Annotated in this window: 13 protein-coding genes; 8 read left to right on the forward strand and 5 right to left on the reverse strand. The window is 73.4% G+C overall.

What is annotated here, in order from left to right; translation table 11 throughout:
* Window positions 1–239: 239 nt before the first annotated feature.
* Window positions 240–1,208 carry an NAD(P)-dependent alcohol dehydrogenase gene (locus AB0J76_RS34200; RefSeq protein WP_352328292.1) on the forward strand — a complete coding sequence of 323 codons (969 nt, stop codon included), beginning with the start codon at window positions 240–242 and terminating at the stop codon, window positions 1,206–1,208.
* A 1-nt stretch (window position 1,209) separates the two neighbouring features.
* Here the strand turns inward: AB0J76_RS34200 and AB0J76_RS34205 are convergent, their stop codons facing one another.
* Window positions 1,210–1,938 carry a ThuA domain-containing protein gene (locus AB0J76_RS34205; RefSeq protein ID WP_352328293.1) on the reverse strand — a complete coding sequence of 243 codons (729 nt, stop codon included), beginning with the start codon at window positions 1,936–1,938 and terminating at the stop codon, window positions 1,210–1,212.
* 145 nt (window positions 1,939–2,083) lie between these two features.
* Between AB0J76_RS34205 and AB0J76_RS34210 the strand changes: the two genes are divergently transcribed.
* On the forward strand, window positions 2,084–3,169 hold the full coding sequence (locus AB0J76_RS34210) for a hypothetical protein (RefSeq protein WP_352328294.1): 1,086 nt from the start codon (window positions 2,084–2,086) through the stop codon (window positions 3,167–3,169).
* Here AB0J76_RS34210 and AB0J76_RS34215 read toward each other — a convergent pair.
* Window positions 3,109–3,714 carry a helix-turn-helix domain-containing protein gene (locus tag AB0J76_RS34215; RefSeq protein WP_352328295.1) on the reverse strand — a complete coding sequence of 202 codons (606 nt, stop codon included), beginning with the start codon at window positions 3,712–3,714 and terminating at the stop codon, window positions 3,109–3,111. The genes AB0J76_RS34210 and AB0J76_RS34215 overlap by 61 nt on opposite strands.
* Before the next feature lie 115 nt (window positions 3,715–3,829).
* Between AB0J76_RS34215 and manA the strand changes: the two genes are divergently transcribed.
* Window positions 3,830–5,011, forward strand: coding sequence for a mannose-6-phosphate isomerase, class I (manA, locus tag AB0J76_RS34220; RefSeq protein ID WP_352328296.1), 1,182 nt, complete (start codon window positions 3,830–3,832; stop codon window positions 5,009–5,011).
* 59 nt (window positions 5,012–5,070) lie between these two features.
* Window positions 5,071–5,685 carry a flavin reductase family protein gene (locus AB0J76_RS34225; RefSeq protein WP_352328297.1) on the forward strand — a complete coding sequence of 205 codons (615 nt, stop codon included), beginning with the start codon at window positions 5,071–5,073 and terminating at the stop codon, window positions 5,683–5,685.
* A gap of 13 nt (window positions 5,686–5,698) precedes the next feature.
* Here AB0J76_RS34225 and AB0J76_RS34230 read toward each other — a convergent pair whose 3' ends face one another.
* Window positions 5,699–6,379 (reverse strand): hypothetical protein, encoded by a 681-nt coding sequence (locus tag AB0J76_RS34230; RefSeq protein ID WP_352328298.1) that lies wholly within the window; start codon window positions 6,377–6,379, stop codon window positions 5,699–5,701.
* A gap of 275 nt (window positions 6,380–6,654) precedes the next feature.
* On the opposite strand from AB0J76_RS34230, the gene AB0J76_RS34235 reads away from it, so the two are divergent.
* From AB0J76_RS34235 to AB0J76_RS34250, 4 genes are all read left to right on the forward strand, one after another.
* Window positions 6,655–7,146 carry a GNAT family N-acetyltransferase gene (locus tag AB0J76_RS34235; protein ID WP_352328299.1) on the forward strand — a complete coding sequence of 164 codons (492 nt, stop codon included), beginning with the start codon at window positions 6,655–6,657 and terminating at the stop codon, window positions 7,144–7,146.
* A gap of 172 nt (window positions 7,147–7,318) precedes the next feature.
* On the forward strand, window positions 7,319–8,215 hold the full coding sequence (locus AB0J76_RS34240) for an alpha/beta hydrolase (protein WP_352328300.1): 897 nt from the start codon (window positions 7,319–7,321) through the stop codon (window positions 8,213–8,215).
* A gap of 25 nt (window positions 8,216–8,240) precedes the next feature.
* On the forward strand, window positions 8,241–8,702 hold the full coding sequence (locus tag AB0J76_RS34245; protein ID WP_352328301.1) for a nuclear transport factor 2 family protein: 462 nt from the start codon (window positions 8,241–8,243) through the stop codon (window positions 8,700–8,702).
* Window positions 8,703–8,815: 113 nt separating this feature from the next.
* Complete coding sequence (locus AB0J76_RS34250) at window positions 8,816–9,901, forward strand: hypothetical protein (RefSeq protein ID WP_364391816.1); 1,086 nt, start codon at window positions 8,816–8,818, stop codon at window positions 9,899–9,901.
* 52 nt (window positions 9,902–9,953) lie between these two features.
* Here the strand turns inward: AB0J76_RS34250 and AB0J76_RS34255 are convergent, their stop codons facing one another.
* Both AB0J76_RS34255 and AB0J76_RS34260 read right to left on the reverse strand, forming a co-directional pair.
* The gene (locus AB0J76_RS34255; RefSeq protein WP_352330855.1) at window positions 9,954–11,204 is read right to left on the reverse strand and encodes an MFS transporter; all 1,251 of its coding nucleotides are present in this window, start codon (window positions 11,202–11,204) and stop codon (window positions 9,954–9,956) included.
* On the reverse strand, window positions 11,201–11,581 hold the full coding sequence (locus AB0J76_RS34260) for a MerR family transcriptional regulator (RefSeq protein WP_352330857.1): 381 nt from the start codon (window positions 11,579–11,581) through the stop codon (window positions 11,201–11,203). The genes AB0J76_RS34255 and AB0J76_RS34260 overlap by 4 nt, the downstream gene beginning before the upstream one ends.
* Window positions 11,582–11,862: the final 281 nt, after the last annotated feature.

Below are 11,862 nucleotides of genomic sequence, written 5' to 3' on the forward strand. Positions count from 1 at the left end.
GGCCGGCGGAGCCGGCGAACAGGCGGCCCGCCGTGGTGGGGGGTGGGCAGAGGGTAACTCCGCCTCCCATCCGTACCGTTATCGGTAGCGATACCGATATTTCGGGTTATCGGGCCGAAAGCTCTAGTACGTCACATCTACCGGCCCGAACGGGTCGGAGTGATGTACAAAATCATTGACACGATGTCCGCCTTCTTTTACGTTCATCATGTCTACTTTCTTTGACATGGAGACCTGCCTTGAAGGCCATCACCCGGCACGTCTACGGCCCCCCGGCCCTCACCGACCTCGACCGTCCCGCCCCCGGCCCCGGCCAAGCGCTCCTGCGCGTGCACGCCGCCTGCCTCGACCACGGCGTCTGGCACCTCGGCGCCGGGCTGCCCTACCCCGTCCGCCTGGCCACCGGGCTGCGCCGCCCCCGCTCGCCCCTTCTCGGCCGCGACGTCGCCGGGACCGTCGAGGCCGTCGGCCAGGAAGTCACCGGCCTGGCGGCCGGCGACGAGGTCTTCGGCGTCTGCGACGGCGCGCTCGCCGAGCACGCCGTCGCCCGCGCCGACCGCCTCGTCCCCAAGGCGCCCGGCCTGTCGTTCGAGGCCGCCGCCGCCGTCCCGACCAGCGGCCTGACCGCGCTCCAGGCGCTGCGCGACCACGCCCGCCTCCGCCCGGGGCAGCGCGTGCTGGTCATCGGCGCGGGCGGCGGGGTGGGGACGTTCGCCGTCCAGCTCGCCAAGGCGCGCGGCGCGCACGTCACCGGCGTCTGCGGCCCCGGCAAGGGCGACCTCGTCCGCTCACTCGGCGCGGACGAGATCGTCGACCACACCCGCGAGGAGCCGCCCGCCGGCCGCCACGACGTCGTCATCGACACCGCGGGCAACCGTCCCCTGCGGGACCTGCGGCGGCTGCTCACCCGCCGGGGCACGCTCGTGATCGTCGGCGGCGAGAACGCCTCCGGCCGCTGGCTGCACGGCACCGGCCGGCAGCTCCGGGCGACGGCGCTGTCGCCGTTCGTCCGGCACACCCTGCGCGCCCCGATCACCCGGACCGACCCGGCGGACCTGCGCCACCTGGCCGGCCTCGCCGCCACCGGCGAGCTCACCCCCGTGGTCGGCAGGACGTTCCCGCTCGCCGGCTTCCCCGACGCGATGGATCACCTGCGGACGGGCCACGCGACCGGCAAGGTCGTCATCGTCATGCCCGGAACGAGGTAGGTCACCAGTCGCCGGCCTCGACGCGGGTGTTGCGCAGCGGCTCGCCCGAGCCCTCGGCGGGCGCCGCCCACGACACCGCGTTGGCCAGGATCCGCCGCACGCCCGGCTGGTGGAAGACCGGGTAGTTCTGGTCGCCGGGGCTGAAGTAGAAGACGCGTCCCTTGCCGCGCCGGTAGCAGCAGCCGCTGCGGAACACCTCGCCCCCGGAGAAGGAGCTGACGAACACCAGCTCGTCGGGCGCCGGGACGCCGAACGGCTCGCCGTAGGTCTCCTGCTCGGGGATGACCAGCGGCTGGGGCACGCCCGCGGCGATCGGGTGGGCCGGCTCCACCGTCCAGACCAGCTCGCGGTCGGCGCTGTCGCGCCAGTTGACCGTGCAGGTGGTGCCCATGAGGGCGCGGAAGACCTTGGAGTAGTGGCCGGAGTGCAGCACCAGCAGGCCCATCCCGGCCCAGACGCGCTCGCACACCCGCGCCACGACCTCGTCGTCCACCTCCTCGTGCGCCGCGTGCCCCCACCAGGTGAGCACGTCGGTGCCGGCCAGCGTCGCGGCGTCGAGGCCGTGCTCGGGGTCCTGCAACGTCGCGGTGCGCACGCGCACCCGCTCCCCCAGGTGCTCGCGCAGGCCGCCGGCGATCGCGCCGTGCATGCCCTCGGGGTAGCGGCGGCGCACCTCCTCCTCCCGCTGCTCGTGTACGTTCTCGCCCCAGACGGTCACGTTGATGCTCACGCGCGATGTTCTCCCTCCGGACCTGCCGCACCTACCGTCCGGTCCTTACCCGTCCGCCCGCCGGTTCCGCCTCCGGTGGGCGGGCGGAAAATGTCTCGCGGGAGCAAGGACGGTTTGGGTAGGTTCGCCAGTGACCATGGAAGTCATGCGAAGCCGCGCGCCGGCAGGCGTCCCGCCGGACGGCCGTCCTGTCGAGATCGCCTGCGACGAGTCCGGCGCGGAGGGCGAGAAGCTCGTCGGCGGCAACACCGACGTGTTCGCCCACGCCGGCGTCTCCCTCGACGTCGCCGCCGCGGCCGACTGCGTACGCGAGCTGCGCCTCAGGGCGCCCTCACCGGTCACCGAGTACAAGGCCGGGCACGTGCTGCGCGAGAAGAACCGGGCCACCCTGGTCTGGCTGCTCGGCCCGTCGGGCCCCATCCTCGGCCGGGCCCGCGTGCACCTGACCGACAAGGCGTACTTCGCCGTGAGCAAGGTGACCGACCTGCTCGCCGGCCACCACTCCAGCCTCGGCCTCGACCAGGACGAACGCTCAGCCGCCCGGGCGATCACCCTCTACCAGGAGGGCCGCCACGCCTTCGGCCCCGCCCGCTGGACGGCCTTCCTCGACGCCTTCAACCACCTGCTGCGGGCCAGGAACGGCCGCGGCCCCGAGATCTCCGCCGATGCGGCCTTCGAGCTGGTCGCCGACCTGCGCACCACCCCGGGCCCGGCCGGCGAGATCATGGCCGAGCTGTGGGCCGCCCGGCCGCTCGTGGACGCCTTCACCGCGCGCCTGCTCGACGACCCGCACGTCTTCCCCGCCCTCGACCCGCTGATCCCGGCCATCGCGCACGCGGTCGCCCACTGGGGCGCGGGCGGCCGGCCCGTCTCGGTGGTGCACGACCGGCAGACGACGCTGACCGAGGAGCGCGTCGAGCGGCTGCGGCAGCTGCTCGCCCGCCCGGACGGCCCCGCCGGCCCGCTGGTGCTGACCAGCCTGACGCTGGTGGCCTCGCATCTCGACCCCCGCGTCCAGGTGGCCGACATCGTCGCCGGAGTGGCACGCAAGATCGCCTCCGAGGAGCTCAACGGCCGCGGCGACCCCGAGCTGACCGCCCTGCTCCGCCCGTACGTGGACCTCGCGTCGGTCTGGCCGGACGAGCGCAGCCGGGCCGCGCTGATCGAGGGTCAGCCGAGCCAGGCGCGCGCCTCGGCGGCGGCCTCCGGGTCGAGCACCGGCTGGGAGTAGACCTCGATCAGCGTGCGCATCAGCAGGCGCTCGCCCTCCGGCGTGGACAGGTCGGCCCCCATGCCGCGGCAGACGTGCGGGTACAGGACCGTGACCGACAGCGCCATCGCGGCCATCACCGCCGCCCGCGCCCCCGGCGGCACGTCCGGCGGATCGGATCGTTCCTGGTCGGCGGCGGCCAGCCAGCGCTCGCCGAGCCGGGTCATCTCGTCGAACAGCGGCGCGGCCCAGCCCTCGGTCAGCGCCCGCGCCAGGTAGGCGCGGTAGGGGCCGAGCGCGGCCACCGGGTTGAAGCCGGCCGGCGGGCGGCCGGCGGCCTCGGCGTTGAGCCGGCGCACCGTCTTCATCAGGTGCTCGTCGCACGCCTCGCGCAGCGCCTGCTTGGAGCCGAAGTGGTGGCGGACCAGGCCGAGCGAGACGCCCGCCGACTCGGCGATGTCGCGGATCGTGGCCCGCTCGAACCCGTGCTCGCCGATGTGCCGGATCGCCGCGTCGCGGATGCGGGCCCGCGCGGTGAGGTCCTCCGGGTCCTGGACGGTTGTCATCACACCACCGATTCGTACAGCGGACTGTTCACCGGACAAGCATCCTATACCGGCGTGCAGCCCCGCCTGGCCCCGGCCGCGCGGGAGCGGCCGCCGGCGACTACGCTCCTGCCCTGTGCCGACGTTCGAACTGCCCCTGCGCCTGGACACCACGATCCGGCCCTACGACTGGGGTTCCGTCACCGCCATGCCCGAGCTGTTCGGCACCGAGCCGACCGGCCGCCCGCAGGCCGAGCTCTGGATGGGCGCCCATCCCGCCGACCCGTCGATCGCCGGCGGCGTGCCCCTCGACCGGCTCATCGCGGGCGACCCCGTCGCCGCCCTCGGCGCGCCGGCGGTCGCCAGGTTCGGGCCCGCGCTGCCGTACCTGCTGAAGGTGCTCGCGGTCGCCCGGCCGCTGTCGCTCCAGGTCCACCCGACGATCGCGCAGGCCGAGGCCGGGTTCGCCGCCGAGGAGGCGCGCGGCGTGCCGATCGGCGACCCGGCCCGCACCTACAAGGACCGCTCGCACAAGCCCGAGATGGTCTGCGCGGTCACGCCCTTCCACGGGCTGTGCGGCTTCCGCTCCCCCGTCGTCACCGCCGGGCTGCTCGGCCGGCTCGGCGTGCCGGGCCTGCAGCCCTGGATCGACGCGCTCGCCGTCCGGCCCGCCGGGCAGGCCCTGCGCGCGGTCTTCGCGCAGATGCTGGACGACGCCTCCGCGCCGCTGCGCGCCCAGGTCGAGGACGCCCTCGCCGGCAGCTCCGACCCGGACCTGGCCCCGTACGCCGACATCGCCGCGGCCTGCCCCGGCGACCCAGGAGTGGTGGCCGCGCTGCTGCTCAACCACGTCGACCTGCGGCCCGGCCAGGCCCTCTACCTCGGCGCCGGCGTGCCGCACGCCTACCTGGGCGGCGTCGGCGTGGAGATCATGGCCAGCTCCGACAACGTCCTGCGCTGCGGACTGACCAGCAAGCACGTCGACGCGCCCGAGCTGATGCGGGTGGTCGACTTCACGCCCGCCGAGCCGCACCTGGTCGAGCCCGAACGTCCGGCCGGCGGGGAGCGGCGCTACGTCCCGCCCGCCCCGGAGTTCGCCCTCACGCGCTACGACCTCGGCGAGGCCGCCTCCTTCGAGCTGCCCGGCGGACTGCCCCGGATCGTGTTGTGCCTGGAAGGCGAGGCTCGTCTCGGCCCGGATCGGGGCGAGCTGACGCTGCGGCCCGGCGAGTCGGCGTTCGTGCCGGCCGTCGCGGGCGCCGGCCTGTCCGGCAAGGGTGTGGCGTACGTGGCCCAGCCAGGCGCCTTTACGATGTAGATCAGCGCGACGGGGACATTTCGGCCGGCGGTTGAACGTCGTCTTCCTAGGCTCCTGCCATGAACACGGCAACCCTCGGCCACGTCGCCATCGAACCCAGCATCCTCTACTTCGGCACCCCGGTCGTGCTGCTGAGCACGGAGAACCCCGACGGCTCGGCCAACCTGGCCCCGATGTCGTCGGCCTGGGCGCTGGGCCGGACCGTCGTGCTCGGCCTCGGCGCCGACGGGCAGACCGCGCGCAACCTGGCCGACCGGCCCGAACTGGTCGTCAACCTGCCGGCCCCGCACCTGTGGCCGCAGGTGGAACGGCTCGCGCCGCTCACCGGCCGCGACCCGGTGCCCGACACCAAGGCGGCCGGCTGCCGCTTCGAGCCGGACAAGTTCGGCGCGGCGGGCCTGCGCCCCGAGCCGTCGGAGACCGTACGGCCGCCGCGCGTGGCCGAGTGCCCCCTGCAGCTGGAGGCGGCCGCCGCGCGGATCCTGCCGAACGAGTCCGAGGACTTCGTCATCGTCGAGGCCGTCGTGCGCAGGGTGCACGCCGACCCGCGGATCGTGGTCCCCGGCACCCAGCACGTGGACCCGTCGGCGTGGAGCCCGCTGCTGTACAACTTCCGCCACTACTTCGGCCTCGGCCCGGAGCTCGGCCACTCCTACCGGTCGCAGACGGCCTGAGCGCCGCGGCGGGTCAGCCGGCCCGCGAGGCGCACCCGGCGTACGAACCGGCCGATGAGGAGACGGACTCCGCCGACGCCAGCGCCGACGGCTCCTCCAGCCCGCGCGGCGGCGGCGTGGGACGGTCGGCCGCCACGGTCAGCACGAGCGGCCCGAACCGGCGCCACCACCCGTGCGCCACCCCGCGCCCGCCCGCGCGCACGGTCAGCCCGCTCCACCCGTCGCGGGGCCGGCCGCAGCCCAGCGAGACCTCCAGCGCCCGGTGCTCGGCGCGGCGCAGCACCTGCGCGGCGCTCTCCTTGGCCGACCACAGCAGGCTGCCCAGCAGCGGGTCGTCGCCGGCGATCCGCTGCTCCTGGCGGGTGAACCGGTCGGCGACGAACCCCGGTCCGCGCGGCTCGACCAGTTGCAGGTCGCAGCCGACGGCCCCCGGCTCCAGGCCGAGCAGGCACACCGCCCACCCGGCGCGGCTGGTGATCGAGATGCCCACCGGCAGCGGGCGGCCGTCCCGCCACGCCTGCGCCGCGCCGTCGGGGCGGCGCCGCACGTCGGGGTCGCCGGCGGGGCCGGGGCAGACCAGGTGCAGCGCCTGACTGACGGTCCAGCGGGCGAGCGGGTGCTCGGCGGGCCGCCCGTCGCCCGTCCGGTCCTCCCCCGCCGGGAGTTGCCCCTCCCCGCGAGCCAGCCACCTCATCGAGCCTCCATTCCGCGCTCCCGCGCTATGGATGACCTCCGGCCGCGGCACGGCGGCCGGGATCGCGTGATCGACCGACCCGGCCGCCACGCCCGGACGGCCGTCTCGCGCAGCTTGTCCGCCCGCACCTCCTCGAACGCCTCGAACGCCTCGTGCGGCGGCGGACGCGCCGAGCGCCGCCCCGCGTGCGTGCATACCCGTACGTGCCCGCGCTCCGCCGCCGGACACCCGCGGGACCTCTCGACTAGTGTGATCTTGTGACCGGAATTTTCACAGTGTTCCCAGCCTCGCCGGGCGACGGTGAGACGCTGGGAGAGATCCACGCCGAATCCTGGAAGGCCGCCTACGCCGGCTTCTTCTCCCCCGACTTCTTCGACCGGGCCGTGCGCCACCGGCGCGGCAAATGGCACGACGTGCTCGCCGAGACCCCGGCGGGCCTGGTGCTGGCCGCGCTCGACGGGCGCCGGCTGGCCTTCTCCTCCTTCGGGCCCTCGCCGTCCCGGGCGGGCGCGGCGGAGATCCTCGGCTTCTACGGCCACCCCGACGGCTGGGGCACGGGCGTGGCCGCCGCCCTGATGACCGACACCCTGCGCCGCATCCGCGACGAGGGCTTCACCCGGGTGCACCTGTGGACGCCGCGCGACATGCCGCAGGCCCGCCGGTTCTGCGCCAAGAGCGGCTTCACCGAGTCCGGCGCCGCCCGCACCCACGACTACGGCGACGGCAACCCCGTCGAGCAGGTCGAGTACGAGCTGTCCTTCCCCTGACCCCAGCGCCCTTCCCACGCGTGCCGACTTGACAGAGTTCCCCGGCGTATTTCGCGGTGAATACCCCGCCGCGGGCTCTCTCGTTGACCGTCTCCACGGCCCATGGCAACCATTCTTGAGTATGGCCAAGCGGGCACGAGAAACGGTCGAGTGATCGCGTGAGAGGAATGGCATGAGCGCGAATGCTTTGTACGCCGGTCGAGACTGGAAACTCGACCACGACAAGCGAGTCAAGGTCAGCAACGCGGAACTTCGTTACACCGTCGTGGGGCGCGGCGAGCCCGTCCTGTGCATCCACTGCACCTCCATTTCGGACGGTCTCATCACGCCGCTCCTGAAGTACAACCCGGAGCTGCTGGACAAGTACCAGTTCATCAGCTATTACCGCGCCGGTTACAACGGCAGCACGCTGGAGAAGGACAGCCTCAGCATCGAGGAGGGCGCCGAGCACGCCAAGCAGCTCCTCGACCACCTCGGCATCGACAAGGCGCACGTCATGTCGTACTCCTTCGGCGGGGTGATCGGCTTCCAGTTCATGCTCTCCTACCCCGAGCGCACGCACTCGGCGGTGCTGCTGGAGCCGTACCTGCCGCGTGAGGGCGCCGAGGCCGAGAAGGCCAACAACGACGCCGTGATGACGGCCATCGAGCTGGTGCAGAAGGGCGACAAGCTCACCGCCGCCTGCGACTTCATGGCCGCCGTCTGCGGCCCGAGCTACCTCGGCTCCGTGGACATGACCTGCCCCCTCGACGTGTGGGAGCGGGTCGAGGAGTGCGCGGACGTCACGTTCAAGGTCGACTTCCCGGCGCTGGGCGGCTGGGGCTTCCGCATGTCCAAGGCCGACCAGCTCGTGCCGGAGAAGCCGCGGATGCCGGTGCTGGCCGTGATGGGCCTGGACAGCGAGGCGGCCATGCCCGGCTTCCGCGAGGCCCAGCACTTCCTCATGAACTGGCTGCCCCAGGCCGAGCGCTGCGGCATCGTCGGCGCCACCCACGGCCTGCAGATCATGAACCCGAGAGCGGTCGGCGAAGGCGTCTCGGCCTTCCTCGCCAAGCACCCGATGCAGTAGCACCCGATGCAGTGAGAGGAGAGCGATGTCGGATCTGACGGCTGAGCGACTGGCGGCGGCACACCAGGCGCTGCGGTCCGGCGACCGCGAGCGCGCGCTGGAGTACTGGCACCCCGACGTGCGGTTCCAGTCCCCCGGCAACCACCCGTACGCCGGATGGCACGACGGCCTGGACGCCTTCATGGGCTTCATCAAGACCTGGCAGCGGCTGGCCGGCGGCACTCTGCGCATGGAGCAGATCGCCTGCCTGGTCAACCCGGTGGACGGCTACACCATCGACGTCAACCGGTGCACCGCCGTGCGCAAGCGCACCGGCTCGGACGGCACCTCCTTCTACGAGCACCTGCAGATGGAGGGGGTGGACCTGATGCGGTGGGAGAACGGCCGCATCGTGGAGGGCCGCGGCGGCATCTTCGGCGACGGTACCGCCAACTTCAGCTCGTTCTTCGGCCCGATCGGCCCCGACGGGCGCAGATCCGACGACTGAGCGGGCGATCCCCGGCGGGCCGGTCGGTACCGGCCCGCTTTCTCGTGCCCGCGGGCCGTCCCGGCCTTCCTTCGTGCCCCTTTTTCCGCAGGAACGCGCCCACAGGAGAAGACATGACCCGTTTGCGTGGCGTCCTCCGCGCCTCCGCCGCCGCCCTGGCCGTCACCGCCGCGCTGGCGGCGGCGACGCCGGCCCAGGCGCTCCTGGCCCCGTCCTTCCGGGCCGTGGACCCGCCCGGCGACCCCACCACCCTCTGGAGCGTCGACGTGCTGGACGCCGCCCACGCCTACGCCGTCGGCTGGCGCGGCTACGACGGCTCGCCGGACACCTCCGTGCTGCGCTGGGACGGCTCGTCCTGGAGCAGGCTGCCGCTCACCGCCGGGTACGACGTGCCGAGCCCGTGCTGCGTCGCGGCCGTCGCGCCGGACCAGGTGTACGTGACCGGCAGCAAAAGCATCGCCGACGTGTCCTGGCCGCGCTCGGCGTTCTGGAACGGCTCGGCCTGGTCGGAGATTCCGCCCCCGCCCGGCTGGACGCCCCCGGTGCCCGGCGACGAGTGGACCGGCCCGCTCGCCGCCACCAAGGACGGCTCGCTCTGGTCGATCAGGTACAAGAGCAGCGGCGGCACCGACATCCTGCGCCTGCGCCAGGGCTCCTGGACGGTCTACCCGCGCACCGAGAACCTGGGCCTGCTGCGCGCCGTGGACGGCGGCGACCAGATCGTCTTCGCCGCCGAGAACGGCGTCGTCCTGTGGGACGGCACGGCCCTGCGCTCGCTGGGCAGGCCCGGCGTCAACCCGCGGGGCGTGTACGTCGAGGGCCCGGGCAGGATCTGGGTCAGCGGCTACCAGCCCCGGGCGAACCGGCCCGCGACCCCGGCGATCGCCCGCTACGACGGCGCCCGCTGGACCGTCTCGGCGCTGCCCGGCGCCCCGGGCAACGGCTCGGCCAGCATCAGCGGCGACGGCGAGGGCCACCTGGTCATCCCGACCGGCGGCGGCACCACCTCGCCCGCCTACCTGTACTTCGACGGCGCCTCGTGGACCCGGGTCAGCGGCCCGGCCCGCCCGTCGGCCGGGTACGCGGGCGCGTACGCGGTGGACCGCGTGCCCGGCACGTCCACGATCCTGTCGGTGGGCGGCGCCAACGTGACCAACCTGACCGGGTTCGCGATCAGTGACGTGATCAGCCCCCGCTGAGCCGGGCGGCGCGGACCCCGTGAGCGGGGAGGGGCGGCAGGCCCCTCCCCGCTCACGCGCGCCCGCCGCCCGCGCGGCCCTGGCGGATCGCCGTGACGAGCGTGCCGGCCAGCAGCAGCGCCGAGGTGACCGTCAGGACCACGCCCAGCCGGTGCAGCCCCTCGTCGGTGGCGCGCTCGCCGTAGGTCACGCTGATGAGCAGCGCCGAGCAGATCGCCCCGGCGTACTGCGAGGTGCGCAGCAGGCCGGCGGCCATGCCGATCCGGCCGGGCGGCGCCTGGGCGTACATGGCGGCCTGGTTGCCCACGATGTTGAGCCCGTTCTGCACCCCGAAGACCATGCTGAGCAGGCACAACGACAGGATGGACGCGCCGCCGTCGAGGGCCGGCAGCCAGGCGCAGCCGGCCAGCAGGGCCGCGGCGCCGGCCGGCAACATCCAGCGCGCCGTGCCTGAGGCGCCGTCGGCCCGCGCGGCCAGCCCCGAGACCACCGCGCCCACGGCCGAGGTGGGCATCAGCAGCAGCCCGGCGATCGCCGCCGTCAGCCCTCTGCCCTGCTCCAGCCACTGGGTCCAGCCGTACAGGAAGCCGTAGGTGGCCATGAAGGTCACCGCGTTGCGCAGGTAGGTGACCAGCAGCGGCCGGTTGCCGGCCAGGTCGCGCAGGCTGCCGCCGCCGTCCGCGCCGGAGCGCTCGTACGGCTCGTCGCGCGGCAGCCACAGCAGCGCCGAGACCACCCCGGCCACCGCCATCGGCAGGTTGACCAGGAAGATCCAGCGCCAGCCGCCGAGCGCGTCGAGCAGCCCGCCGAGCGGCGGCCCGAGCACCATGCTGACCTGCCCGGCCATGGCCAGCGCGCCCATCACCGAGGCGGGCGCGGCGCCGCCGGACCGCTGCGACCTGCGGCGGACCATGCTCATGGCGGCCGGGTAGGCGGCCGAGGTGCCGAGGCCGATCACCACGCGGGCGGCCACGAGCAGGCCGAGAGTCGGCGCCCAGTAGCCGAGCAGCCCGCCGGCCGCGACCGTGACGAGCCCGGCCAGGTAGACGCGGCGCGGGCCGAGCCGGTCGGCCAGCCGGCCCAGCACCGGCTGGCCGATCGCGGTGGCCAGGTACAGGGCCGACACCAGCCAGGAGGTGGCGTCGGCGCCCACGCCGAAGTGGTGGGCGATGGGCACGAGCGCGATGGCGATGATCGAGGAGTTGATCGGGTTGAGCAGCGAGCCGACCGAGACCGCCGTGACGAAGCGGGGGCCGAAGGCGGCCTGGCCTGGCTCGCTGTCCGGCCGCGGCGGCGCGGTCACAGCTGGTACTTCTCCTCTAGCTTCTCGTAGATGTCGATCTTGTAGTCGATGGCAGCCAGGTCGTCCTTGAGCTGGTCGATGCGCTTGGCCACCTCCTCGCGGTGGGTGAGCAGGATCTGCTTGCGCTCGGCGGTCGTGCTCTCGCCGGCACGCACCAGCTCGGCGTAGCGGCGGACGTCGGCGATGGACATCCCGGTGCCGCGCAGCCTGGTCAGGAAGCGGATCCAGGCCAGATCACGCTCGGTGTAGCGGCGGTGCCCGTTCCCGCCGCGCGGCGGCGTCTCCCGCATCAGGCCGGCTTTCTCGTAATAGCGCAGCGCGTGGGCGCTGAGGCCGGTCTCGGCTGCGACTTCCGCGATCGTCAGGCTCTGACTCATACCGATCATTGTCGCCCTTCGAGCGCGATCCAAGTCAAGTGCATTCGCCGGAATTCCGGTGAATGCGGGTTCGGACTTGACGGAATGGGACCGGCTACCTCCATACCGCCCGGTCACCGCCGGACGGCGCGTTGACGCGTTTTCCGGCGGCTGAACATGATTCTTCCGTAGCGCCGGACGAAATGGTGGTGCCAATGGCGAAGAGCGAATTCGTGAGATTCCTCGGCGATCTCCGGGAGAATCCGCAAAGACGCGCTGAGTATAGCGCGAGAAATCTCAGT

Origin of the sequence: Nonomuraea sp. NPDC049624 (assembly GCF_040675255.1) — a bacterium.
In the GTDB taxonomy this organism is placed as follows: Bacteria; Actinomycetota; Actinomycetes; order Streptosporangiales; family Streptosporangiaceae; genus Nonomuraea.

Bases quoted from the DNA above. Each gene is read 5' to 3' on its own strand.
- AB0J76_RS34260 (WP_352330857.1), bottom strand. From the start codon at position 11,581: ATGAGTCAGAGCCTGACGATCGCGGAAGTCGCAGCCGAGACCGGCCTC.
- AB0J76_RS34230 (WP_352328298.1), bottom strand. From the start codon at position 6,379: ATGAGGTGGCTGGCTCGCGGGGAGGGGCAACTCCCGGCGGGGGAGGAC.
- AB0J76_RS34240 (WP_352328300.1), top strand. From the start codon at position 7,319: ATGAGCGCGAATGCTTTGTACGCCGGTCGAGACTGGAAACTCGACCAC.
- AB0J76_RS34225 (WP_352328297.1), top strand. From the start codon at position 5,071: ATGAACACGGCAACCCTCGGCCACGTCGCCATCGAACCCAGCATCCTC.
- AB0J76_RS34250 (WP_364391816.1), top strand. From the start codon at position 8,816: ATGACCCGTTTGCGTGGCGTCCTCCGCGCCTCCGCCGCCGCCCTGGCC.
- AB0J76_RS34215 (WP_352328295.1), bottom strand. From the start codon at position 3,714: ATGACAACCGTCCAGGACCCGGAGGACCTCACCGCGCGGGCCCGCATC.
- AB0J76_RS34210 (WP_352328294.1), top strand. From the start codon at position 2,084: ATGCGAAGCCGCGCGCCGGCAGGCGTCCCGCCGGACGGCCGTCCTGTC.
- AB0J76_RS34245 (WP_352328301.1), top strand. From the start codon at position 8,241: ATGTCGGATCTGACGGCTGAGCGACTGGCGGCGGCACACCAGGCGCTG.